We start from the raw sequence: 22,744 nt of genomic DNA on the forward strand, positions 1-22,744 counted from the left end.
TTAATCGGACGGCGGGCGGCGATTCTTTCATGAACGTCTGTGTACTTGGTGCGGGGACGATGGGCCACGGTATCGCGCAGGTGAGCGCGATGGGCGGCCACGACGTCGTCCTCCGCGACGTCGACGAGGCGATCGTCGAGTCGGGGCTCGAACACGTCCGCGAGAACCTCCAGGGCGGCATCGACCGCGGGAAGGTCACCGAAGCCGAGCGCGACGCCGCATTCGACCGCATCGAGGGGGCGACCGACCTCGCCGCCGTCGCCGACGCCGACCTCGTGGTGGAGGCCGTCCCGGAGGACGAGGAGTTGAAGCGGAGCGTCCTCTCGGAGGTCGAAGGACACGTCGACGACGACTGCGTCCTCGCGAGCAACACCTCCTCCATCCCGGTGACGGGCATCGCGAGCGCGCTCGCTGATCCGTCGCGGGCCGTCGGACTCCACTTCTTCAACCCGGTCCACATCATGGGACTCGTCGAGGTGGTCGCCGCCGAGCAGACGAGCGACGCGACGCGCGAGTTCGCCGAGGAGTTCGTCGAGGGGATCGACAAGACGGCCGTCGTCGTCGAGGACTCGCCGGGGTTCGCCTCCTCGCGACTCGGCGTCGCGCTCGGCGTGGAGGCGATGCGGATGGTCCAGGAGGGAGTCGCCAGCCCGCGGGACATCGACGCCGCGATGGAACTCGGCTACAACCACCCGATGGGGCCCGTCGAACTCGGCGACGTCGTCGGACTCGACGTCAGACTCGACATCCTCGAACAGCTCCGCGAGGAGTTGGGCGAGCGGTTCCGACCGCCGACGGTGCTCCGGAAGAAGGTCCGCGCCGGCAAGTTGGGCAAGAAGTCCGGCGAGGGGTTCTACGTCTGGGAGGACGGCGAGATCGTCGGCGTCTCGGGGGAAGAGGGGACCGATGAGTGACGCGGAGAGCGTCCGCGACGTCGCCGCCGACTGCGAGCTCGTCCGCGTCGAAGTGGGCGAGCGCGGTGACTACGTCGCGACCGTCACTATCGACCGGCCGGACGCCAGAAACGCGTTGAACGGGCAGGTTCGCGAGGAGTTGAAGGCCGTCTTCGGAGCCGTCGCCGACGACGACTCGGTACGCGTGGTCGTGCTCACAGGGGCGGACGAGGCGAAGGCGTTCGTCGCCGGCGCCGACGTGGGAGAACTCCGCGAGCGCGGGGTCGTCGAACAGCGCGAGGCCAGCGAACGACCGCGAGTGTACGAGGTCGTCGCCGACTGCCCCAAACCGGTCGTCGCCCGGATCAACGGCCACGCACTCGGCGGCGGCTGTGAACTCGCACAGGCCTGTGACGTACGCGTCGCCCGCGAGGACGCCAAACTCGGCCAACCCGAGATCGGTCTAGGGCTCATCCCCGGCGGGGGCGGTACCCAGCGGTTGACGAGACTCGTCGGACCGGGACAGGCGATGCGACTGGTGCTCTCGGGCGAACTCGTCGACGCGACGGAGGCCGCGGAGATCGGGCTCGTCGAGGAGGCGGTCGCGCCGGACGTGCTCGACGAACGAGTCGACGACTTGGTCGGAAAAATGGCGTCGAAGAGTCCGCTGGCGCTCCAGCGCGCGAAGGAGGCGGTACAGGCGGCCTCGCGGCTCGACCTCGACGCCGGCCTCGACTACGAGAAGGAACTGTTCGTCGGTCTCTTCGCGACCGAAGACAAAGACGAGGGCATCGACGCCTTCTTCGAGGACCGCGACCCCGAGTGGCGCGGACGGTAAAGACATCGAATCGCCGTCTGTCGAACACTCCGTCTGACGGTCACACACCCGGACCGTTTATCACGGAGACGAAACGTACGGCACGTATGACCACACGCAGACGTGTCCTCGCGGCAGTTCCGGGCGTACTGGCGCTGACGAGCGGGTGTACGGAGCTACTCGGGGAAGCGAAGACGTTCGAGGCGAAGCCGGTAGAGACCGAAGCGAGCGTCGCCTCGGACGCCGGTTACGAGTTCAACGGTGTCGAAGACAGGACCGTCGAGCGGGAGTTCGCCTCCCAGACGGTCCGGGTCGTCAACAAGGTAGCGACCTACGAGAAGTCGCTGTCGATCCCCCTCGTCGGGTCGGCGAGACTCGGCGTGTTCGCGGCCATCTCGACGCCGGCGATCGAACTCGCAGGAAAGACGTTCAACCCGGTCGGCGACTACGACAACGACCGACTCGTGGGGATGCTCCAGAGCAACTACGAGGGGATCAGCGACGTCCGAGAGGACTCCTCTCAGACCGTCGCGGTGCTCGGCACCGATACGACGGTGACCAAGTACATCGGGAAAGCGGCGTTCAGCGGCCAGCAGATCGACGTCGACATCCACGTCTCGAAGGTTCGCGACGGCGCGGACTTCGTCGTCTGCTTCGGCGTCTCCCCGACGCAACTGAACGAACAGGAGAACGTGCTGTCGATGATGTCGGCCGCGATCCACCCGGCCTGAGCGGGGTCTCGGAGCGGACCGGAGACCCACCGATTCTCGATTCGCCGCGTGTTCGATTCTCACCGGCGACGAACGTCTACGACGACCCCCCTATGAGACGGCCGTCACCGAAAGAAAGCGTTATATGAGGTGATGGTTCGATTCTGCGGAACCTTTAACATCGTTCGTTACCGTCTTTTTGCTTCCCATATCGGAGCGAAACGCCCGTATATAGGCGCCTGTCGTTCGTTTTTCGCGTCTGTACGTCGGCGACAGATTTATATAGTCTTCGCCCTTACTATGAGTAAGGACGCCGCCCCCGAGGGACTTCTGTCTTCTTTCCTCCCCCGAGAGGTCGCCGTCCGCCCACCCCACCATGAGCGAAACGAACATCAAGCGATACACGAGCACCAGCACCTCCGAGACGGAGCGAACGCAGGACGAGTCCGTTCAGACCTGCCCCGAGTGCGAGGGCCGACTCGTCACCGACAAGGAGCACGGCGAACTGGTCTGCAGCGACTGCGGGCTCGTCGTCGAGGAAGCGAACGTCGACCGCGGCCCGGAGTGGCGCGCCTTCGACAGCGCCGAGCGTGACTCGAAGTCCCGCGTCGGTGCGCCGACGACCAAGATGATGCACGACAAAGGGCTGTCGACGAACATCGGCTGGCAGGACAAAGACGCCTACGGTAAGAGCCTCTCGAGCCGCCAGCGCCAGCAGATGCAGCGGCTCCGCACGTGGAACGAGCGGTTCCGCACCCGCGACTCCAAGGAGCGCAACCTCAAGCAGGCGCTCGGCGAGATCGACCGGATGGCCTCCGCGCTCGGCCTCCCGCAAGCCGTCCGCGAGACGGCGTCGGTCATCTACCGCCGCGCACTGGGCGAGGACCTCCTCCCCGGCCGCTCGATCGAAGGCGTCGCTACCGCGGCGCTCTACGCGTCGGCCCGACAGGCGGGGACGCCCCGCTCGCTCGACGAGATCGCGAGCGTCTCCCGCGTCGACAAGATGGAACTCACGCGGACGTACCGCTACATCGTCCGCGAGCTGAAACTGGAGATCCAGCCCGCCGACCCCGAACAGTACGTCCCGCGGTTCGCGAGCGACCTCGGTCTCTCCGACGAGGCAGAGCGTCGAGCGCGCGAACTGCTCCGGACGGCGAAGGAAGCAGGCATCCACAGCGGGAAGTCGCCGGTCGGGCTCGCCGCGGCCGCCGTCTACGCCGCCTCGCTCTTGACCAACGAGAAGGTCACCCAGAGTCAGGTGTCGGACGTCGCCAACATCAGCGAAGTCACCATCCGCAACCGGTACAAGGAACTCCTCGAAGCCGGGGACCTCGGACTGTTCGCCTGATGGGGGTGACGCGGTCGACGACCGTTTTTTGACGTGTTTTTTACGGAAGAGAGAGCCAGAGCCGTGCGAATGTGACAGCCCCCACGACTGAAGCGTGGGTGTTCTCCCCCAATCTCTACAAACGTCCGTTGGCGCGCAAACTTTTATTGAGTCGGCAGGCACACTGTGGGTATGGTCGAAGCGTTTGTCCGTCTTCTGTGCCCGGAGTGTGGAAAGGAGTGGGAGTCGACTCCCACCGACCTCCCGGAGACCCGTCGGAACTTCAGCTGTCAGAACTGTCACGCGACGAGACGGTTGACCGAGTTCATGCGGACAGAACGCGACCTCGAGATCGTTCGCCAGTTCGAGTGACCGCCGCGTAGCGGTCGCAGTCGACGGACCGCGAAGTCGTTCAGACGTCGGGGACCGACGACAGCGCGCCACAGGCGTCACACTTCAGCACCGTCGTCCCCTGTTCTTCCACGAGTCTCGTATCCGGCAGTCCACACTCCGAGCAGCGCACGAACCCCTCGACGTAGGCGTCGAGCGCGTCGGCGACGCGTCGCTGTCTGAACTCGCCCGTGAACCGGGCGCGTCCACGGTCGTCGAGCTGTGCGCTCGTCCCGAGCTCCGACTGCAGGAACCGGAGCAGATGGCTGTCGTCGCGACCGAGACGATCGATCGTCGACTGGAAGTTCTCGTAGACGGTGACGTTGCCTTCCGGTCGAACGTCCGGGTCGGGGACTTCGAAGCGGCTGCCGGCGTCCTCGATGTCGGGCGTCTCCTCCAGCGCACGGTCGAGATGGTCTTCGTAGCCCATACGCTCACTACGGAAGCGGGAGCCCAAAAACGTTCAGAAGGTGGGCAGAGTGCCTCGCGAGCGTGCCGCGCGGACGGAGACGACCCCGACGGCACGTCGCGAGCGACCCGGTGGACGAGCGGGAGTCGAGCCGGTACCGTCTTCAGGTCAGACAGCAGACAAGAGTGCCGACCTCGATCCTCAGTATCAGACAAGTGAGCGGAAACTCAACCGGCGAAGAGATTCTGCCTGATGGTTCGTTGACGTCTAAGCGGCGAGATCTGCCGTCTGCCAGCCCTCTGACGGGAATGTGTGCTAACGAGACTCAAGATAATAATATAACCCTCCAGTGGTAACTTGGCGTTGCTCATGAAGAAGCAGGAGCTCATCCACCTTCACGGCCTGCTTGCAGAGGTACAGAACCAATGCGAAAAGTGGGAAGGCGACGAATTCCCGATGACGGAGTACAAGGAACTCGGCGTCCGACCGACATCTATTCACAAATCGAAGACCGACCACAAAGCTGCTGTTTTCAAACTCGCCAAAGGGATCACGAAGTCGGTAGACGACACCGAAGTCGAACCGCTGGCACCCAAGGCCGACTAACGCGACATCTGTCTCCTTGCGACATCTTCCAGACCGCCGAGCTACGACTCCGACTCGTCGCCGCCGTCCGCTTCGACGCTGGTCTCTCCGCTGTCTGTCTCCGTCTCTGTTTCTGACTCGCTCTCGGTCTCCTCGTCGGGTAGCACGTCCACCGAGAGCACCTTCAACGGGATGTTCTCGAGACGCTCTCCGATCTCCTTTCGAGCGATACGGCTCGCGTGTTCCTCGCGTTCGACGTTGAACACGGTCATCTCGAGTTCGAGTGCGACCAGCGCCTCGTCGGCCGCGATGAACGCTGGTGGGAGCTCCTCTCCCGACTCGGTCTGCCGGTGACCCATGTCGATCTCGACGTAGTTGAGATCCGGGTTCAGCATCTCGCCCGTCTTCGAGATGGCGATCCGAACCGCCTCGTCGGCGGTCTCTACGTCGTACACTGGGACGGCCGCTTCGACGACGACTCTGCAATCCATGTGTCACGTTTGTTCATCATGCTGTAAGAAGCTTCGGCTGGGAAAACAAGGGTCGAGAGAGTGCAACGCCGGATTTTTCGGCGTGTGATCCCTCACCCGACAGTATGGTCGATGAGGCGGCCGAGATCGGAACGTACACGCTCGTGGTCGACCTCCCGGAGACGGCGACGATCGACGTCGGTGCACTGGGCGACTGTCGATTCCCTGCCGGCGGCTACGCCTACACTGGGAGCGCGTTCGGTCCCGGAGGGCTGTCCCGTGTCGACAGACATCGCCGGGTTGCGACCGGCGACCACGACGTACGTCACTGGCACGTCGACTATCTGCTGGGCCACCCGTCGACGTCGGTAGTCGCGGTCGTCGTGACCCGAGGCGTCGACGTCGAATGTGCCGTCGCCCAGAGACTCGGAGACGGACCGCTCGAGGAGTTCGGGGCGTCGGACTGCGACTGCGAGAGCCATCTGTCGTTCTGTCGGTCGGTCGCGGCGCTCGAAGACGCGGTACGACAGACGCACAGAGCGAGTCGCTGAGAGAAACGAGGATGGTCCCCCGATGGCTGACCAGTCCGGGCAAGAGCCGGCCAGCCGGGAAAGAGAGCGGCGATCCACCCCCAGATGCGGCCACGTCGGTCCGGGCAGAACCGACGGAGCCGCCTTCGTTGCCGGTGTTTGTCAGAGGCACCCCGGCATACCCTCCTACCCAGCGACCCACCTTTACTTCATGGCTCGGAGGAATCTGTCATAGCCTGATTCATATCACTAAAACCTTTCGTTGATTTATACGTAGTTCCCGCATCCGAACCCTTATAGTCGCAGTGACGACAAAACTATCCGATGGCACAGCCGGACCCGACAGAGGTGATGGCTGTCGTCGCACGTCGCGGTCCAGTGTTGCGGGCAGTCGACACGGAGGGAGTTCCGAAACGTGACCTCGTCGACGAGCTGTCGGTCTCACGGTCGACCGTCGACAGAGCGGTTCGCGAGCTCGAGGCGATCGGGTTCGTCGAGCGGACCGACAACGGCGGCTACCGTCGGACGCTCCCCGGTCGCCTCGCGCTGACCGAGTACGACCAGTTCGCGAGGCGGATCGAGGGCCTCGGTGACAGCGTCGACGTGCTCTCGTTGCTCCCAGCGGACGCTCCCTGTGACCCCTGTGTTCTCGAAGACGCCACCGTCGTCGTCGCCGAGCGACATTCGCCGCTGACTCCAGTGGAACGGTTGAGCGACCTCGTCGACCGAGCGACGCACGTCGACGCCATCGCTCCGGCCGTCCTCCCCCAGCAGGTCGAGATCTACCACCGGAAGTTCGTCGACGACGACCTCAGTGCGCGCCTCGTCTTCACGAACGACGTCATCGACCGACTGGTGAGCAGCTACAGGACAGAGCTCACCGAGTCGCTCGACACGGGACAGCTGGAGATACGCCGGTGTGAGCGGTCGATTCCGTACAGTCTCGTCGCTGCGGAGACGGACGCCGGACCGGAGATGGGGTTTCTCGTCTACGCCGACAGCGGCGTTCAGGGGTTCGTCGGCAACGACTCGCCGAAAGCGGTCGAGTGGGCGCGAGACCTGGTGGACGACTACTGGAAGTCGGGGACCCCGTTCCCCAGTCCGACGGCGGACGGTAGGTTCCAATAGTGACGTTCCGGTAACTAAACGAGTTCAAGTAATCACTCACCCGACCACACGACGGCGTGCGGTCGGGTGAGTGACCAGTTGCATGAGCTACTGTATCGAGTGGAGAGTGGCGGACAGACCACGCGGAGAGAGAGTCGTGGGGGCGAGCGTTCACGGGCGGTGCGTCGTACTGCGGCGGGTCGCCCGTGACGACGGTCAGGTCACGGAACGCGGTGGCCGCGTGATGAGATCTAAACCCTCGGACCGCCTCAACGGATCGCGGCCTCGAACTTCTCGACGGGGTGCGGCGGATCGCTCGACTGCCCCGTCTTCTCGGCGAGTTGTGACCGACAGGACGCGCCGGGTGCGACGACCTCGTCGCCGTCGCTGTCGTCGACCTGGTCGTAGAGGATTCGCGCGATCGCTTCGCTCATCGAGAGATGTTCGGCCTCGTAGCCGAACGACCCCGCCATCCCACAACAGGTCGAGTCCAGCGGGTCGACGGCGTAGCCGGCCCGCCTGAGGACGCCGACGGCGTGGTGGTCCTTCTTCGTCGACTTCTGGTGGCAGTGACCGTGGTAGGTGAGCGCCTCGTCGGTGTCGCGGAAGGTGAGCGCTTCGTCGAGGCGGAACGTGTCGACGTACTCCATGACACCGTAGCTGTTGGCGGCGACTTCGGCGACGCCGGCCCCCGAGAGGAGATCGAGATAGTCGAGTTGGAACATCACGGCGTCGGAGGGTTCGACGACGACGACGTCCCACCCCTCGCGGATCTGCGGTGCGAGCACTTCGACGTTCTGTCGTGCCTCCTCGCGGGCCTTGTCGAGCATCCCTTTCGAGTGTGCCGGACGACCACTACCGGCGACGCCCTCCGGGATGCGGACGTGGACGCCCGCCGCCTCGAGCGCCCGGACGGCTGCCTTCCCCGCGTCGGGGTGGTTGTAGTTGGTGTAGGTGTCGGGGAATAGGAGGACGGAACGCGTCGCCTCCGAGCGACTCACCCGGGGACCGCCGCGTTCCTCGAACCACTCTTCGAGGCTTTCGCGGTGGAACGTCGGGAGGTCGCGGCCCTTCGCGATGCCGAGCGTCGACTCCAGTAGCGTCCGGACGCCGGGCACCTTCGTCGCCCAGTTCGAGAGCGGGGCAAACGTCGACCCGACCTTCGAGAGCGTGTCGACGTTGGCGAACACGTAGTCGCGGAGGCTGATGCCGTGTCGCTCGTGGTGTTCGTGGGTCACCTCGGCTTTCAGCTTCGCCATGTCGACCTCGCTGGGACAGTCCTTCGAACACCCTTTACAGCCGATACAGAGGTCGAGCACCTCTGTGACGAACTCGTCGGAGAACTGCTCGTCCTCGGAGAGGTCGCCGCTCATCGCCTGCCGGAGCAGGTTCGCCCGGCCTCGCGTCGCCTGGATCTCCTCCTCAGCGGCGCGGTAGGTCGGACACATCACTCCACCGGTCGTCTCCTGTGGACCGCGACAGCCGCCGCAGCCGTGACAGAGTTCGACCATCCCCTGGAACCCGTTGTCGTTCTCCCAGTTCAGCGTCGGGTCGAACTCGGCGTCGAAGTCGTACTCCGGCGAGAACCGGAGGTTCTCGGTCATGTCGTGGGCAGGTTTCGGACCGTTATCGCCGGTAGCGTCGGCTGCGAGCTCGTCGTCGCTCAGCCCACAGATGTTCCCCGGGTTGAGCAGCCAGTCGGGGTCGAACGCCGTCTTCAGGTCGCGGAAGGTCTGCCAGAGGTCGTCTCCGTACAGTTTCCGGTTCCACTGCGTTCGCGCGCGGCCGTCGCCGTGTTCGCCCGAGACCGACCCGCCGTACTTCACGACGAGGTCCGTCACCTCGTCGGCGATCGCCTCGAACGTCTCGACGCCCTCGACCGTCTTCGTGTTGACGAGCGGACGGATGTGGAGCACGCCCGGGCCGGCGTGAGCGTAGTAGGAGGCGAACGTGTCGTGGTCGTCGAGGATGTCCTGGAAGTCGGCGACGTACGCCGGCAGGTTCGCCGCCGGGATGGCGGTGTCCTCGATGTAGGCGATGTGTTTCTCGTCGGTCGTCCGCGAGAGCAGGATCGGGAGTCCGGACTTCCGCATCTTCCAGAACTTCGCCCGCGTGTCGGCGTCGTGCGCCTCCATCGCCGCCACGGCGAACTGCTCTTGCTCGGTCCGAACGCGGTCGTCGCTCGGGTCGAGTTCGGTTATCTCACCGGGAACACGGTCGGCGACGAGATCCGCCACCTGCTGGCGGCCGTGGTCGCCGTCCTCGGCGTAGAACTCCACGAGCAGGACCGAATCCGTCGCCTCGGGAAGCATGCCGACGACGTCGCTGAACTCTGCGGTCTGTCGGGCCAGATCCAGGAGGACGTCGTCCATCACCTCGACGGCGGCGGGGTCGTGTTCGAGGATCGGTTCGACGTCCTCCATCGCGTCGAGCACGTCGTCGTAGGTGAGAAGCGCGACGGCGGCCGTGTTCGGGATCGGGTCGAGCGACACCGTCGCCTCGGTGACGATGCCGAGCGTCCCCTCGCTGCCCGCGAGCAGACGGGCGAGGTTGACCGTCCCCGGTTGGCTGTCGGGGTCGATCCCCTCGTCGTCGGGCGTCCGACGCTCGCCGCGGAACTCGTCGAGCAGCATGTCGAGGTTGTACCCCGAGACGTTCCGCTTCAGGTCGGGGTAGCGAGCGTCGATCTCCTCGGCCTCCTCGTCGAGGATGCGGACGACCTCGGCGTAGATGCGGGGGAGCAGGTCGTCGGCGTCGGGGTCGGCCTCGGCGCGCAGTTCGTCGACGCTGGTCTCTCCGAGTCGGGTGACGGTACCGTCGGCGAGGACGACCTCCGCCTCCTCGAGGTAGTAGTCCGTCTTGCCGTACTTCAGCGAGTGGGCACCGGTGGAGTTGTTGCCGATCGCCCCGCCGAGGGCGGATTTGTCGCCCCACGCGGGGTCGGGGGCGAACTTCAGCCCGTGCGGTTCGAGCACGCCGTTGAGGTCGCCGAGGCGGATACCCGGTTGAGCGCTGACCGTCCGCCCCTCGGGATCGACGTCGACGACGTCGTCCAGCCCGTCCATGAAGTCGAGGACGACCGCCTCGTTGACGGTCTGTCCCGCGAGACTCGTGCCGCCGCCGCGGGGCAGGACGGGTATCTCTCGTCGGGCGCAGTACTCCATTACGGCGGCGACGTCCGCCGTCGACGTCGGCATGACGACGCCGATGGGCGTCTGTTCGTAGGCACTCGCGTCGGTGGCGTACAGCTGTCGCGAGTAGGAGTCGAAGCGGACGTCGCCGTCGACGAGCGATTCGAGATCGTCGACGAGTCCGGGACGGGCGACGTCGTCGCTCGTGTAGTCGTAGTCCGCCCCCCTCGTCGCGGGGTCCTCTGGGGCGTGGTCGGGTGAGTGGGATGCCATGTTGTGTTTCCTTTGTGTGTCCGTGTATAAAAACCGGGTAATATCGCAACCCGGGAGCGTGTTCGTGGACGGTTCGTCTCGAAGTCGGTCGGGCACGTCCGCTAGAACGTCCCCGGGAACAGCACGTAGCTGAACAGCAGCGTCAGGATGCCCGTGGCCGTCCCGTAGTAGACGAGCGGGATGAGTTCCAGTCGGATGACGCGGCCCTCCTCGCCGACGAGCCCGACGACGGCGAGTGCAGCGACGACGTTGTGGACGGCGATGAGGTTCCCGATGGCACCACCGACCGCCTGCGCGCCGAGCATGATCGTCCGCGGTGTGCCGATCTGCTCGGCGACGCCGTACTGGAACGTCCCGAACAGGATGTCGGACACCGTGTTCGACCCGGCGAGGAACGCGCCGAACGCGCCCACGTAGGCCGCGAAGAACGGGTAGACGCCGCCCGCGACACCGGCCATCCCCTCCGAGAGGACGATGAGCATGCTGTCGGTCTCCGTCGCGGCACCCGACTGCAGCATGATCTGCACCGTCGCGACGGCGAACAGTAGCGCGACGACGGCGGGTGCGACCTTCTCGACGGTCTCGACCCACGACGCCTTGATCTCCCGTCCATCCATCCCGTGGAGCGGAATCGTCACGAGGTGGACCGCGATGAACACCGCACCGGGAAGGTAGAGGACGGCGAAGTCGTTGGTGAGACCCGTCCCGAGGATACCGTCGATCGCGAGCGGAACGCCGAGTATCTCGACCCCGCCGAACGGGAGTTCGCTCCACGCGATGGTGAACAGGTCCATCGTGACGAACGCGTTCACCGGGTCGACGACCCGGGTGACGACGAGCAGCAGTGCGACGAGCGCGTACGGCGTCCACGCCTTCCAGAGGGACATCGTGCCCGCGGAGGTCGGCCCACTGGACTGGACCGTGCCACCGTCGGCGGCGACCGCGACGTCGTCGGCCGTCGACTCGCCGGGTTTGATGTCGCCGACCCAGTGGTCGGGCCAGGTCGACTCCGGCGCGAAGTCCCACTCCTCGTCGGGGTGGAAGTAGCCCGCCTTCAGCGCACCGACCGTCACGGCCAGCCCGACCATCGACCCGAGCAAGCCGGGGAACTCCGGCCCGAGGAAGTAGGCGGTGAGGAAGTACGGCACCGAGAACGACGCCCACGCGAACAGCGTGAGCGGCAGCACTTCGAGCGCCGGCTTGATAGAGCGTTCCTCGCCGAAGAACCGCGTCATCATGGCGACGCCGATGAAGGGGAGGACGACGCCGACGACGACGTGCATGCTCGCGGCGAACACCGCGATCTCGCTCACCCACGCGGCGATGGAGGCGAAGTTACCCTGACCGACCACCTCGGAGCTGATCGACTCGACGCTCTCGAAGATGTCGATCATCCCGATGATGAGCGGCGTCCCGACCGCGCCGAAGGTGATGGCCATCAGGTTTCCCGTGAGTGCGACCACGACGGCCGCCAGCGGCGGGAAACCGAGTCCCACGAGCAGCGGGCCGACGATGGCCGCGGGCGTCCCGAAGCCGGCCGCCGCCTCGATGAACGACCCCATGAGGAACACCAGGAGGACGACCTGCACGCGACGGTCCTCGCTGACCGAGGCGAAGCCGGCGTTGATGGCGTCGAACGCCCCCGTCTGTTTAAGGGTGTACAGGAGCAGAATCGCGCCGAAGACGATGTAGAGGATGTTCGCCGCGGTGATGAACCCGTTTATCGTCGAGGCAGCGATCCACTGGAGGTTCATCCCCCAGCCGAGGACGCCCGCACCGATGGCGACCACCCACGCGACTGGCATCGCTCGCGTCGCAGGCCAGTAGAGCCCCACCATCAGCACCGCGATGGTCGCGAGCGGGAGAAGTGCGACGGCAGCGTCGACGGCGTTAACCATCGCTCACCTCCGGGAGCTCGCAGTTCGATGGTCGTCCGGTTACGTTCGACCCACTCGTACTACCTCTGGTGGCCGAGCGGTCCGTTCCTGTTCCATACCTGAAGCGGTGTGGCATGAAACCAGCTCACCAATGCCGATGATAAATAGGCATCGTTCGTTGCAGTTCGTGATGGATTCCGGCGACGGGTACAGTCGAGTGTACGACTCCACAAAACACGTGTGTACTGGGCAAATCGGCAGTTCGAGACGCTCTCCGTCGTTTCTATCAGGTGCTACGAGAGGCGGTGACGGAGACCGTGACACTCCCGGACAACACGAGTGTAGAGGACCACTGAGGCTGTAACGGATACCTACACACGTGTGTAACGGTGGTGTACACGTGTGTATAGGCTTATCACGGCTCGGTCAGTGACTCCAGGTATGGACGAGGCGACGCGCGACCGGGAGCGGAACGAACGCGGGCAGTACGCCGACCGGATTCCCCCGGATGCGGTCGTCGAGGTGTTCGAAGCGCGCGATGACCGGGCACGTCCGCTCACGGCCAGCGACGTGATGGACGCGCTCGACTGTTCACGACGGACCGCCCACAACAAGCTCAACGAGCTGGTCGAACGGGGAACGCTCGACACGCGGAAGGTCGGTGCACGCAGCCGTGTCTGGTGGGTCCCCATCGAGCGACCCGCGGACGTCTCCGAAAGCACCGACAGACCCGACGACGTCTCCACGGCGATTCGCACCGCCGAGTTGCCGGGGAGCGGGCCGACGCTCGAAGCGCGTCGTGAGGCACTGTCGGCCGCCTACGATTACCTGACGGAGCATCCGGAGGCGACGAAGGCGGACTTCCTCCGGGACGTCTACCACGACCACACCGCCGGGTACGAGTCCGCCGAAGGGTGGTGGAACGCCATCCAGCCCGCGCTCAAGGGGCTCCCTGGCGTCGACCCACCAGAAGAGCGCGGTCACCTCTGGCACTTCCTCGGCGGGGACTGACAGCCAATCAGGGGGATTTATCATGCGATGGCCCCCCGCGTCAACCAGTATCGATGAGTGGACAGCGACAGCCAGACGACGCCCTCGGAGGCACCGGAGAGACACGGAGCGATGGTGCTCGATAGCGCCGAGCAACAAGACGGAGAGACCGACGACGCCGAAGAGCGGGTGTACGCGTCCGAGGCGGAGGCCCGACAGTACCGCGGCACGTGGTATCTCCCGCTCCCGTACGACAAACTGGAACACGCACCCGAGTCCGACGACTATCCGACGCGGGGCGACGGCGGTGCGTTCCGACTCACCGACCTACCGCGCGTGCCGCGCGTGCGACATATCATCGGACCGAGCGCCATCATGCTCGGTGCTTCCCTGGGGAGCGGCGAGACGCTGTTCTGGCCGATTCTCGTGGCACAACACGGCTGGGCGGTCTACTGGGCGTTCGTCGTCGGTGTGTTCACGCAGTTCTTCATCAACACCGAACTCCAGCGGTGGACCGTCGCGACCGGAGAGAGCGTCTTCCGATCGTTCGCCCGGCTGCACCGCGGGTGGCCGATACTGTTCTTACTCTTCGGCTTCGCCAGCCTCGGATGGCCGGGGTGGGCCGCCGGGGCGGCACAGGTCGCGAGCGCAGCGTTGGGTCTGGAGGGTGTGAGCGTCGGAGCGTTCGGTCTCACGCTCCCGAGTTGGAAACTGCTCGCCGTCGGGTTGATGCTCGTCATCTGGCTCTCGTATCAGATCTCGTCGGTGATGTACAACGCCGTCGAGGCGTTTCAGGTGGGGCTGTTGTTCGTCGCGACGGGAACGGCAGTCGTCCTGTTTCTCTACTCGGGATCGCTCGGCGAGTTGACGAACCTCCCCGAGGCGATCCTGAACGTCGGCCGGCTTCCCGAGGGGATGGACATCGCGGTCTTCCTCGGAGGGTTAGCGTTCGCCGGTGCCGGCGGCTATCTGAACCTCTCACAGAGTCTGTGGGTCCGCGAGAAGGGGTACGGAATGGGGAACTACCAGGGGCGAGTGAAGAACCCGCTGATCGGCGACGACCCCGAGCCGATCGAGCGAGACGGGTTCACGTTCCGACCGACCCGGCTGAACGTTCGTCGCTGGCGGGGGTGGTGGCGAGCGATTCAGTTGGAGCATTTCTTCACGTTCGTCGTCGGACTGCTCGTGGTCGCCACGATTCTGATGAGCGTGTCGAGTCGGTACACGCCCGGCACGACCACCGGCGCTATCAGCATGTGGCTCACGGAGATCGCACCCGCACTCAGTGGCGTCGGCGCGTTGCTCGTCTTTCTCGTCCTCTTCGTCGCGCTGTTCACGACGGAGTACGCCATCGTAGAGTCGTTCGTTCGCAACAGCGCCGACGCGATGTACGAGGCGTTCGGTCGCGACGCCGGGTGGGACCTCTCGCGGATCTTCTGGCGGCTGTTGACCGTCTTCACCGCGTGGGGCATACTCATCATCCTGCTTTTCACCACGCCGTTCGAGGGCCAAGGGCCATTCTTCTTCCTCGTCGTCGGCGCGGCACTCTCGGGCGTGATGATGTGGCCGTACACGGCACTCACGCTCGTCATCAACACGACGCGACTCCCTGAGCACGTCCAACCGGGGTGGCTCCGCGTCGTCGCCATGTGGTGGGCGTCGGGGTTCTACGGCTACTTCAGCGTCCTGCTCGTCGGACAGACGCTGACGACCTGGACCAGCGGCGAGACATTTCGGGCCGCCGCGGGAGTCGTCGGCAGCGGTCCCGGTGGCTACGTGCTCTGGGCCGTCTTCGTCCTCGTCCAGACGTACGCAGTCGTGCGGTCGATACAGGGCAAGCGGCAGGCCGCGGGCACGGTCGACGCCGCGGACGGTCGCGACCGACTGTTCTCGTGAGGTCCCGTCCGTGGGTTCGGAGACCCCGGACGGGAGACGAACGATGTCAGAAGGCAAAGACACAAACCCCCTGTTGCCACAAGGTGACGTATGGCAACTGGCACGGTTGCGGTGTTCGAGAGGTCCCTCGAACGGCTGGACGTCGGCTGGACACGGACGTCCGCAGAGACGGTCGAATCGACACTGAGCGGGCTGGTCCGACCGCCCGCGGTCGGCGTCGGCCTCGGTGACGATCTCGCACTGCCGGCGTCGGTCCGGCTAGACCCGACCCCGGCAGACCTCCGCGAGGCGACGACGGGCGTCACGAAGGCGAGCCTCGCAATCGCCGACTACGGCAGTCTCGTCCTCGAGTCGAGTCCCGAAAGCGCAGAGCAGGTCAGTCTCTTTCCGGACCTCCACGTCGCCGTCCTCCACGAGTCGGACATCGTCGACGACATGGCGGCAGCGTTCGAGTGGTTGGGCCCGCGCCTGCGAGCGGACGGCGACGACGGCAAGAGCGCGATTCTCGCGACCGGACCGAGCGCGACCGCCGACATGGGTGAGTTGGTCAGAGGTGCACACGGCCCGAAGGAGGTCCACGTCGTTGTCGTGACCGACGGGGACGAAGACGAGGCGAACGTCGAAGGCGGAGGGAGCGATGAGTAAGTCCCGCGACCAGAAGGCGGCGGAGATCCGTCGACTCATGCAGACCGAGGGCGACGCCGTCGCGGAGAACACCCGCGGGTTCAACGCCGGCCGGTACGCTTCGGTCGCCGAACTCGACGACTACGAGGCGCTCAAAGACGAGGCGCGCGCGATAAAGGAGGACGCCATCGAGCGCCTCCCGGAGCTGCTCGAGCAGGTCCGTGAGACCGTCGAGGCGAACGGCGGCACCGTCTATCTCGCCGACGACGCGGCCGACGCGAACCGCTACGTCCGGGAAGTGTGCGAGGACAACGGAGCCGAGCGGGTGGTCAAGAGCAAGTCGATGACCTCCGAGGAGATCGAAGTCAACGAGGAGTTGGAGGCCACCGGCGTCGACGTCGTCGAGACTGACCTCGGCGAGTGGGTGTTGCAGGTCGCCGAGGAGGCCCCTTCGCACATCGTCGCACCCGCGATCCACAAATCCCGTGCGGAGATCGCCGACCTGTTCAACGAGATGTTCGCCGACGAGATAGACGAACCGCTGGAGACGGCCGAGGAGTTGACGGCGTTCGCTCGCGAACAGCTCGGCGACCGCATTGAAGGCGCGGACGTCGGGATGACGGGTGCGAACTTCGTCACCGCCGACACGGGCACTATCGCCCTCGTCACGAGCGAGGGGAACGCCCGGAAGTCGGCCGTCGTTCCCGACACCCACGTCGCCGTGGCAGGGGTCGAGAAGGTCGTCCCGTCCGTCGAAGACCTCCAGCCGTTCGTCGAACTCATCGGCCGGTCGGGGACGGGACAGGACATCACCTCGTACATCTCGCTTCTGACCCCGCCGGTGGAGTCGCCGCCAGTCGACTTCGACGACGAGGAGACGCCGATGGCCGAAGGTGGGAAAGCCGAGAGAGAGTTCCATCTCGTGCTCATCGACAACGGTCGGTTGGCGATGCGCGAAGACGACCAGTTGCGGGAGACGCTCTACTGTATCCGGTGTTCGGCGTGTTCGAACGTCTGTGGCAACTTCCAGAGCGTGGGCGGCCACGCCTTCGGCGGCGAGACCTACTCCGGCGGCATCGCGACCGGCTGGGAGGCCGGAATCGAAGGGCTCGACACGGCCGCCGAGTTCAACGACCTCTGTACCGGCTGTTCCCGGTGTGTCAACGCCTGTCCGGTCGAGATCGACATCCCGTGGATAAACACGGTCGTCCGCGATCGGATCAACCGCGGTGAGAGCGGCGAGTTCGACTGGCTGGTCGATGGACTGACGCCCGACGAGGAACCCGGCGGGATGGACCTCGGCAAGCGTTTCTTCGGCAACTTCTCTACCGTGGCGAAGGTAGGGAGTGCGACCGCACCGCTGTCGAACTGGCTGGCGGAGACGGACGCCGCCCGCGCCGCGATGGAGCGCGTACTGGGCATCGACCGCCGCCGCGAGTTGCCGGCGTTCCAGCGACAGACGCTGGTCGACTGGTTCGAGGCGCGCGGCGGGTCGCGAGTCGACGCGACCGACGCGACCAGAGAGGCGGTGCTCTACCCCGATCTCTACACGAACCACGTCCAGGTCGAGCGAGGGAAGGCGGCCGTGCGTACGCTGGAAGCGCTCGACGTCTCCGTGCGGATTCCCGACGTCACCTCCAGCGGGCGCGCACCGCTGTCGCAGGGGATGATTGCGACCGCCGAACGGCACGCCCACGAGGTGTACGGTGCGCTGGCCGAACATATCGACGCCGACCGCGACGTCGTCGTCGTCGAGCCCTCCGATCTCGCGATGTTCGAACGCGAGTACGAGAAGTTCCTCCCCCAGAAGTCCCAGGAGCGGCTCGCCGACGACAGCTACGAAGTGATGGAGTATCTCTACGGACTGCTCCACAACGGTGCCGACGCGTCCGCACTCCGGAACGCGAGCGACGGGCCGGTGGAGACCGACCGCGTCGCCTACCACAGCCACTGCCAACAGCGGACGCTCGGGCTGGAGGCACACACGGTCTCCGTGCTCGACGACCTCGGCTACGACGTGGTCACCTCGGAGACCGAGTGCTGTGGGATGGCCGGCTCGTTCGGCTACAAGACCGAGTACTACGAGTTGAGCATGGACGTCGGCGAACCGCTGCGCGAGCAGTTCTCGACCGACGACGCCCGGGAGCGAACCGTCGTCGCCAGCGGTACCTCCTGTCTGGAGCAGCTCGACGCGTTGCTCTCGCGGCCGACTCAGCATCCGGTCGAACTGGTCGCACCCCGGTGACGTCCGGCGGTCGACGTGTAAGACGAGCGGTCTTTTACCACACTCAGAACACTCTCTTTTCTCGAACTGTCTGACAGATTCTCTCCGTCGTCTGACGGCAGTCTGTCGCCCGTACGTCTCGATATCGGGCGTTTCGGCCGAGCGGAGCGCCTCCTACGAACAATTAAGGCCCGTCACTTCAACAGGGTGCGTATGGACGAGACACCACAAGAGATCACCACGCTCGTTGGTCGGGAGGTCTACTCGAACAACGGCGTGTTCGTCGGCGAAGTCGAAGACGTTCGTCTCGACCTCGATCAGGAGGTCGTCACGGGACTCGCGCTCGGGGCGCTGAACGACGAACTGTTCAGCGGCCGGATCGAACGCGGCATGGGTGTCCTGCTGCCGTACCGGTGGGTCCGTGCGGTCGGTGACATCATCCTCGTCAACGACGTCATCGAGCGGCTGAAGACGTCCGAAGAGGAGCAGGAAGCGGTCGCCTGACGCTCGGGTCGGAACCGACGGTCTCTCTTCTCGCGAACACACGACGTCGGCGACAGAAGACGGTCCGTTTCGAGCGTTCGGCGACCCACGCTGCTAGTCGGATCGAGTGCAGTCGGATCAGTTGCCGTTAGCGCTCTCGCTCGTACTGCTCGCGCCTTCGACGCCCATCGCCTGGAACAGTTTTCGGCGGACGGCCTCCTCGGTCAGCGAGAGCAGTGTATCGCGGTTGTTCTCGCTCGTCTCGATGCCGGTGAAGATGCCGAGCGGGATCTCGACGCTCCCCTGCGTGGAGTGGCCGCCAGCGTCGCCGATATCCTGGAAGGCGTCCTGCAGCACCTTCCCGATGTTCATCCGGATGTCCTTCGAGCGAGCGGCGAGGTAGATCTTGTCGTCGGCGATGCCGAAGACGGCAGTGGTCGTGATCCCTTCTAGGTTCAGGAGGTGCGAGGCGGCCTGTGTCAGCGCGTCGCGGTCGCGGATGAACCCCGCGTTCGAGACGAGGTGGCTCCCCTGTACCTCGCGGTTCTGGATGGCCTCGGCGAGCACGTCGAGCGTCTCTGGGGACATCGACGGCGACTCGACCTGTTCGAGCGTGTCGTGGTTGGCGAAGGGGTAGAGATACGCCGCGGCGGTGAGGTCGGCCGGCGTCGTATCGCGCTTGAAGTCGAGCGTCTCCGCGCGGATGCCGTAGAGCAGCGCGGTCGCGACGGCCTCCGACGGGCTGAGGTCGAACTCCTGGATGTACTTCGTGAGGATGGTCGAGGTCGAAGAGACGTTGGGGCGGACGTCCATGAACGCCGCGTCGATTCCCTCGTCGGGTTCGAAATGGTCGATGAAGATGTCGACGTCGACGTCGCCCTCGAAGTCGCCGGACTTCATGTGGTCGACGAGCGCGACCGCGCCGTACTCCGAGAGCGGGCGGGCCTCCTCGCGGGAGGTGAGTTCGATGCCGAGCAGGTTGACGAACGCGCGGTTCTCCTGGTGGCCGATGTCGCCGCGGTAGAGGATGTCCGCCTCGAGGTCGTACTCGCGGGCGATCATCTGGAGAGCGACTGCAGATGCGATGGAGTCGGGGTCGGGGTTGTCGTGGGTGAGGATGGCCAGCGACTCGTCGGTCTCGCCGAGGATGTCCGCGAGCTGGCGGGCCTTGTACTCCAGTTCACCCGACTCGAGCGTGCGGAGCGCGGAGTCGGCGATGACGGTGGAGGGGTTGATGACGATGTCGGCACCGAGCTCTTTCAGTTCGTCCTCGGAGACGGGGTCGGAGGCGCGGACGACGATGAACTGGTCGCCGCCGTGGTCGCGGATGGCCGAGACGGCGTCCTTGTTGGCGTCGACGTCAGAGGCGAGGATGAGGATCACGTCCCGGTCGGTGACGGCGTCGGCGACCTCGGCCTCGCTGATGTCCTGCTGTTGGGCGTTCAGATCTTGGTCCCGGAGCGCCTCGACGCGGCTGTCGTCCTTGTCGAGGATGAGGACGTCCTTCCCCTCCTCTGCCAGTTCCTCGGCGACGATGTGGCCGACGCTCCCACACCCCAAGATAGCGTACGTCGACATCGAGGAGATGCTGACCCCAGTACTCATCAGTAGGGCCTGCTATCCACGGACGACACTTAACACCCACCGTTTACGGCCGTCAACGGGTGTGTGAGGAGATACCGTCGCCGGTCGAAAAGGGAAACGCCTTTTAACGTACCCTCGTAACGTGTGAGTGCAGAGAGGGCCGGTAGCTCAGTTAGGCAGAGCGTCTGACTCTTAATCAGACGGTCGCGTGTTCAAATCGCGCCCGGCCCGCTTTCTTCGGTGAACCACACGGCGAGCACCTCGTGTACTCGCCACTGCTGTGAACCGAGAAACGGGTATGCAGGATTTGAAGCAGGGAACGAAACGAGCGTTAGCGAGTGGAGTGACCGTGGTTCAAATCGCGCTCCGGCCCGCTTCTCGCGGAAATTAACTCGACAGCGAGCGCCGTATGCGCTCGCGACTCGCAGTTCGTGTGGGGAAAGCCAAGCGGAACGTCGAGCGTTTAGTTCTCGCTTGTCACCGAGACGACGTTCTCTGCTCCGCACTCCGGACACTGATCGTGGTGGCTCTGAAACCGGGCGTCGCACGTCTGACACCGATAGTCCGCATCCTCCTCGGCAGCGCCCTCCGCGGTCTGTTTGAACTGTTCGACCTGCCTGCCGACTCGTCTGAAGAAGCCCATTCGTCCTCTAGAGAGCGACGTACGGGATAAGGCTTCGCTGGACTGCTCGATACCACCCGGTCGAGAGCGACGGAGCGTCTCCACTCGCGGTCGAAGCCACTAAAAAGTGGAATCGAGTGGCACCACCGCTTGGTCCGCTTACTCCTCGAAGTCGACGTCGACGCTCGGGTCGTCTTCGTCGCCGTCCGAGGAGGCGAACGGGCCGACGCCCTTCGACTGCGCGAGGATGGCGAGGACGAGGACGAGAAGCAGCATCACGACCGTCCCCAGACCGGGGCCGGAACTGCTGTCTTCGGTCTCCGCTTCCTCTTCTTCCTCCTCGACGCCGCTGAACTTGAGCGTCGACTCCGCGAGCACCTCGCGGACCGCCGCCTTGATCTCCTCTTTGTCGACTTCCTGGTTCGTCTGCAGCTCCTGCTGCAGTTCCTCGAGGTCGACGGTCGTCGTCGGCTGCTGTGCGTCGGTCGTGGCCGTCTCGTCGTCGGTCGACTCGTGACTGTCGCTCATGACACCTGAACTCACGTCCGGGTAATATGTATGGTTGGTGGCTTGTTCTGTCAGTCTGACAGTTCCTCGGCCATCGCGTCCATCCCGGCGTCGGGAGAGACGTCGGCACCGTTGGCGTCGAGCGTCTCGCCGAGCGCCGAGAGGAGGTAGGTGACGTTCTTCGGCCGGGCGGAGTAGCCCATACAGCCGATGCGGAAGATGTCGCCCGCGAGGTCGCCGAGGCCGCCGGCGATCTCGAGGTCGTACCCTTCGAGCAGGTGGGAGATGACCTCCCCGTCGTCAGCCCCGTCGGGGACGCGCACGGCGTTGAGACTCGGCAGCCAGTACTCGTCAGGGGCGTTCATCTCCAGTCCCATCCCCTCGAGTCCGGCCTTGAGCGCGCCGGCGACCTGCAGGTGGCGGTCCCAGCGTTCCTCGACACCCTCCTCGGCGACGAGACGGAGCGCCTCGCGGAGCGCGTAGACGTTCGTGATCGGGGCGGTGTGGTGGTACGCCCGCTCTTCGCCCCAATAGCCCTCCAGCAGCGAGAGGTCGAGATACCAGGAGCGACACTCCGTCTCACGGTTCAGCACCTTGTCCATCGCGCGGTCGTTGAGCGTCAGCGGCGACGCCCCCGGCGGACAGGAGAGACACTTCTGCGGCCCGGAGTAGGCGACGTCGACGTCCCAGTCGTCGACGCGGAGTTCCACCCCGCCGAGCGAGGTGACCGAGTCGGCGACGACGTAGGCGTCGTGTTCGTGGGCGATCGAGGTGAGCTCCGGCACGTCGGGCTGTTTCACGCCCGTACTCGTCTCGGCGTGGACGAACCCGAAGACGTCCGGCTGATGCTCGTCGAACGCGTCGGCGACGTCGGCCGGGTCGAGCGGCTCGCCCCACGGCGCGTCGACGTGGACTACCTCGCCACCGGCGCGTTCGGCCATGCTCTGCATCCGCCCGCCGAAGTAGCCGTTCGTCGGGACGAGCACGGTGTCGTCCGGTTCGACCAGATTGCCGATGGCGGCCTCCATCGACGCCGACCCGGTGCCGGAGACGGGGATCGTCCACTGGTTGTCTGTGCGGAAGGTGTAGCGCAGCAGCTCCTGCACCTCGTTCATGATCTCGATAAACGAGGGATCGAGGTGGCCGACGAGCGGCGTGCTCATCGCCTTGAGAACTCGTGGATGGACGTCGCTGGGTCCGGGTCCCATCAGCGTCCGCTCCGGCGGTGTCAGTTCGTCGACGTCGGGAGTGTCTGACATACTGACTGGTCATTCGTGACGGTTCAAAAAGCCACG

General features: G+C 65.3%; 21 protein-coding genes and 1 tRNA gene. 14 read left to right on the forward strand and 8 right to left on the reverse strand.

Going from position 1 to position 22,744, the window contains the following annotated elements:
- The first annotated feature begins 29 nt into the window (after window positions 1-29).
- From BSG17_RS13465 to BSG17_RS13485, 5 genes are all read left to right on the forward strand, one after another.
- Window positions 30-914: a 3-hydroxyacyl-CoA dehydrogenase family protein gene (locus BSG17_RS13465; RefSeq protein WP_089824931.1), complete on the forward strand. Its 885-nt coding sequence runs from the start codon at window positions 30-32 to the stop codon at window positions 912-914.
- Window positions 907-1,731 carry an enoyl-CoA hydratase/isomerase family protein gene (locus tag BSG17_RS13470; protein WP_089824932.1) on the forward strand — a complete coding sequence of 275 codons (825 nt, stop codon included), beginning with the start codon at window positions 907-909 and terminating at the stop codon, window positions 1,729-1,731. The genes BSG17_RS13465 and BSG17_RS13470 overlap by 8 nt, the downstream gene beginning before the upstream one ends.
- 86 nt (window positions 1,732-1,817) lie before the next feature.
- Complete coding sequence (locus BSG17_RS13475; RefSeq protein ID WP_089824934.1) at window positions 1,818-2,441, forward strand: DUF6517 family protein; 624 nt, start codon at window positions 1,818-1,820, stop codon at window positions 2,439-2,441.
- Window positions 2,442-2,796: 355 nt separating this feature from the next.
- Complete coding sequence (locus BSG17_RS13480; RefSeq protein ID WP_089824937.1) at window positions 2,797-3,768, forward strand: transcription initiation factor IIB; 972 nt, start codon at window positions 2,797-2,799, stop codon at window positions 3,766-3,768.
- Between the two features lie 171 nt (window positions 3,769-3,939).
- Window positions 3,940-4,119, forward strand: a complete 180-nt coding sequence (locus BSG17_RS13485) for a DUF7836 family putative zinc-binding protein (RefSeq protein WP_089824939.1) — start codon at window positions 3,940-3,942, stop codon at window positions 4,117-4,119.
- 40 nt (window positions 4,120-4,159) lie between these two features.
- On the opposite strand, the gene BSG17_RS13490 is transcribed toward BSG17_RS13485, so the two are convergent.
- Entirely contained in the window at window positions 4,160-4,567 is a 408-nt protein-coding gene (locus BSG17_RS13490; protein WP_089824941.1) for a translation initiation factor IF-2 subunit beta, read from the reverse strand.
- Between the two features lie 348 nt (window positions 4,568-4,915).
- On the opposite strand from BSG17_RS13490, the gene BSG17_RS13495 reads away from it, so the two are divergent.
- Window positions 4,916-5,152: a UPF0058 family protein gene (locus tag BSG17_RS13495; RefSeq protein ID WP_089825083.1), complete on the forward strand. Its 237-nt coding sequence runs from the start codon at window positions 4,916-4,918 to the stop codon at window positions 5,150-5,152.
- Between the two features lie 41 nt (window positions 5,153-5,193).
- Here BSG17_RS13495 and BSG17_RS13500 read toward each other — a convergent pair whose 3' ends face one another.
- The gene (locus BSG17_RS13500; protein WP_089824943.1) at window positions 5,194-5,622 is read right to left on the reverse strand and encodes a DUF555 domain-containing protein; all 429 of its coding nucleotides are present in this window, start codon (window positions 5,620-5,622) and stop codon (window positions 5,194-5,196) included.
- 104 nt (window positions 5,623-5,726) lie between these two features.
- Between BSG17_RS13500 and BSG17_RS13505 the strand changes: the two genes are divergently transcribed.
- Together BSG17_RS13505 and BSG17_RS13510 are read left to right on the forward strand one after the other, a co-directional pair.
- Window positions 5,727-6,152 (forward strand): GIY-YIG nuclease family protein, encoded by a 426-nt coding sequence (locus BSG17_RS13505; protein WP_089824945.1) that lies wholly within the window; start codon window positions 5,727-5,729, stop codon window positions 6,150-6,152.
- Window positions 6,153-6,455: 303 nt separating this feature from the next.
- Window positions 6,456-7,259, forward strand: coding sequence for a helix-turn-helix transcriptional regulator (locus tag BSG17_RS13510; protein ID WP_089824947.1), 804 nt, complete (start codon window positions 6,456-6,458; stop codon window positions 7,257-7,259).
- A gap of 248 nt (window positions 7,260-7,507) precedes the next feature.
- Here BSG17_RS13510 and BSG17_RS13515 read toward each other — a convergent pair whose 3' ends face one another.
- Together BSG17_RS13515 and BSG17_RS13520 are read right to left on the reverse strand one after the other, a co-directional pair.
- Window positions 7,508-10,642, reverse strand: a complete 3,135-nt coding sequence (locus tag BSG17_RS13515; RefSeq protein ID WP_089824949.1) for an FAD-binding and (Fe-S)-binding domain-containing protein — start codon at window positions 10,640-10,642, stop codon at window positions 7,508-7,510.
- Window positions 10,643-10,743: 101 nt separating this feature from the next.
- Window positions 10,744-12,540: an L-lactate permease gene (locus BSG17_RS13520; RefSeq protein WP_089824951.1), complete on the reverse strand. Its 1,797-nt coding sequence runs from the start codon at window positions 12,538-12,540 to the stop codon at window positions 10,744-10,746.
- A gap of 420 nt (window positions 12,541-12,960) precedes the next feature.
- Between BSG17_RS13520 and BSG17_RS13525 the strand changes: the two genes are divergently transcribed.
- The 5 genes from BSG17_RS13525 (at window position 12,961) to BSG17_RS13545 (ending at window position 18,757) form a co-directional block, all read left to right on the forward strand.
- Window positions 12,961-13,530, forward strand: a complete 570-nt coding sequence (locus BSG17_RS13525) for a helix-turn-helix transcriptional regulator (protein WP_089824953.1) — start codon at window positions 12,961-12,963, stop codon at window positions 13,528-13,530.
- 111 nt (window positions 13,531-13,641) lie between these two features.
- Window positions 13,642-15,405, forward strand: coding sequence for an Nramp family divalent metal transporter (locus tag BSG17_RS13530; protein WP_244531538.1), 1,764 nt, complete (start codon window positions 13,642-13,644; stop codon window positions 15,403-15,405).
- Window positions 15,406-15,495: 90 nt separating this feature from the next.
- A complete protein-coding gene (locus BSG17_RS13535) occupies window positions 15,496-16,050 on the forward strand; it encodes an LUD domain-containing protein (RefSeq protein WP_089824957.1) in 555 nt (184 codons plus the stop codon).
- Entirely contained in the window at window positions 16,043-18,274 is a 2,232-nt protein-coding gene (locus BSG17_RS13540) for an LUD domain-containing protein (RefSeq protein WP_089824959.1), read from the forward strand. The genes BSG17_RS13535 and BSG17_RS13540 overlap by 8 nt, the downstream gene beginning before the upstream one ends.
- A 192-nt stretch (window positions 18,275-18,466) precedes the next feature.
- On the forward strand, window positions 18,467-18,757 hold the full coding sequence (locus BSG17_RS13545; RefSeq protein ID WP_089824961.1) for a PRC-barrel domain-containing protein: 291 nt from the start codon (window positions 18,467-18,469) through the stop codon (window positions 18,755-18,757).
- A 117-nt stretch (window positions 18,758-18,874) separates the two neighbouring features.
- Here BSG17_RS13545 and BSG17_RS13550 read toward each other — a convergent pair whose 3' ends face one another.
- A complete protein-coding gene (locus BSG17_RS13550; protein ID WP_089824963.1) occupies window positions 18,875-20,341 on the reverse strand; it encodes a DHH family phosphoesterase in 1,467 nt (488 codons plus the stop codon).
- 136 nt (window positions 20,342-20,477) lie between these two features.
- Between BSG17_RS13550 and BSG17_RS13555 the strand changes: the two genes are divergently transcribed.
- Window positions 20,478-20,551: transfer RNA gene (locus tag BSG17_RS13555), tRNA-Lys, on the forward strand.
- Window positions 20,552-20,783: 232 nt separating this feature from the next.
- Here the strand turns inward: BSG17_RS13555 and BSG17_RS13560 are convergent.
- From BSG17_RS13560 to BSG17_RS13570, 3 genes are all read right to left on the reverse strand, one after another.
- Entirely contained in the window at window positions 20,784-20,963 is a 180-nt protein-coding gene (locus tag BSG17_RS13560; RefSeq protein WP_089824965.1) for an FmdB family zinc ribbon protein, read from the reverse strand.
- Window positions 20,964-21,101: 138 nt separating this feature from the next.
- Complete coding sequence (locus BSG17_RS13565) at window positions 21,102-21,470, reverse strand: hypothetical protein (RefSeq protein WP_089824967.1); 369 nt, start codon at window positions 21,468-21,470, stop codon at window positions 21,102-21,104.
- 50 nt (window positions 21,471-21,520) lie between these two features.
- Window positions 21,521-22,708, reverse strand: a complete 1,188-nt coding sequence (locus BSG17_RS13570; RefSeq protein ID WP_089824969.1) for a pyridoxal-phosphate-dependent aminotransferase family protein — start codon at window positions 22,706-22,708, stop codon at window positions 21,521-21,523.
- Between the last annotated feature and the right edge of the window lie 36 nt (window positions 22,709-22,744).

Origin of the sequence: Halogranum amylolyticum, assembly GCF_900110465.1 — an archaeon.
Lineage (GTDB): Archaea > Halobacteriota > Halobacteria > Halobacteriales > Haloferacaceae > Halogranum > Halogranum amylolyticum.

What these genes read in the sequence shown, in the direction of transcription:
- BSG17_RS13565 (WP_089824967.1), bottom strand. Translation starts at nt 21,470, where the DNA reads ATGAGCGACAGTCACGAGTCGACCGACGACGAGACGGCCACGACCGAC.
- BSG17_RS13505 (WP_089824945.1), top strand. Translation starts at nt 5,727, where the DNA reads ATGGTCGATGAGGCGGCCGAGATCGGAACGTACACGCTCGTGGTCGAC.
- BSG17_RS13490 (WP_089824941.1), bottom strand. Translation starts at nt 4,567, where the DNA reads ATGGGCTACGAAGACCATCTCGACCGTGCGCTGGAGGAGACGCCCGAC.
- BSG17_RS13485 (WP_089824939.1), top strand. Translation starts at nt 3,940, where the DNA reads ATGGTCGAAGCGTTTGTCCGTCTTCTGTGCCCGGAGTGTGGAAAGGAG.
- BSG17_RS13550 (WP_089824963.1), bottom strand. Translation starts at nt 20,341, where the DNA reads ATGAGTACTGGGGTCAGCATCTCCTCGATGTCGACGTACGCTATCTTG.
- BSG17_RS13500 (WP_089824943.1), bottom strand. Translation starts at nt 5,622, where the DNA reads ATGGATTGCAGAGTCGTCGTCGAAGCGGCCGTCCCAGTGTACGACGTA.
- BSG17_RS13510 (WP_089824947.1), top strand. Translation starts at nt 6,456, where the DNA reads ATGGCACAGCCGGACCCGACAGAGGTGATGGCTGTCGTCGCACGTCGC.
- BSG17_RS13535 (WP_089824957.1), top strand. Translation starts at nt 15,496, where the DNA reads ATGGCAACTGGCACGGTTGCGGTGTTCGAGAGGTCCCTCGAACGGCTG.
- BSG17_RS13540 (WP_089824959.1), top strand. Translation starts at nt 16,043, where the DNA reads ATGAGTAAGTCCCGCGACCAGAAGGCGGCGGAGATCCGTCGACTCATG.
- BSG17_RS13470 (WP_089824932.1), top strand. Translation starts at nt 907, where the DNA reads ATGAGTGACGCGGAGAGCGTCCGCGACGTCGCCGCCGACTGCGAGCTC.
- BSG17_RS13545 (WP_089824961.1), top strand. Translation starts at nt 18,467, where the DNA reads ATGGACGAGACACCACAAGAGATCACCACGCTCGTTGGTCGGGAGGTC.
- BSG17_RS13560 (WP_089824965.1), bottom strand. Translation starts at nt 20,963, where the DNA reads ATGGGCTTCTTCAGACGAGTCGGCAGGCAGGTCGAACAGTTCAAACAG.
- BSG17_RS13525 (WP_089824953.1), top strand. Translation starts at nt 12,961, where the DNA reads ATGGACGAGGCGACGCGCGACCGGGAGCGGAACGAACGCGGGCAGTAC.
- BSG17_RS13520 (WP_089824951.1), bottom strand. Translation starts at nt 12,540, where the DNA reads ATGGTTAACGCCGTCGACGCTGCCGTCGCACTTCTCCCGCTCGCGACC.
- BSG17_RS13530 (WP_244531538.1), top strand. Translation starts at nt 13,642, where the DNA reads ATGGTGCTCGATAGCGCCGAGCAACAAGACGGAGAGACCGACGACGCC.
- BSG17_RS13475 (WP_089824934.1), top strand. Translation starts at nt 1,818, where the DNA reads ATGACCACACGCAGACGTGTCCTCGCGGCAGTTCCGGGCGTACTGGCG.
- BSG17_RS13570 (WP_089824969.1), bottom strand. Translation starts at nt 22,708, where the DNA reads ATGTCAGACACTCCCGACGTCGACGAACTGACACCGCCGGAGCGGACG.
- BSG17_RS13495 (WP_089825083.1), top strand. Translation starts at nt 4,916, where the DNA reads ATGAAGAAGCAGGAGCTCATCCACCTTCACGGCCTGCTTGCAGAGGTA.
- BSG17_RS13515 (WP_089824949.1), bottom strand. Translation starts at nt 10,642, where the DNA reads ATGGCATCCCACTCACCCGACCACGCCCCAGAGGACCCCGCGACGAGG.
- BSG17_RS13480 (WP_089824937.1), top strand. Translation starts at nt 2,797, where the DNA reads ATGAGCGAAACGAACATCAAGCGATACACGAGCACCAGCACCTCCGAG.
- BSG17_RS13465 (WP_089824931.1), top strand. Translation starts at nt 30, where the DNA reads ATGAACGTCTGTGTACTTGGTGCGGGGACGATGGGCCACGGTATCGCG.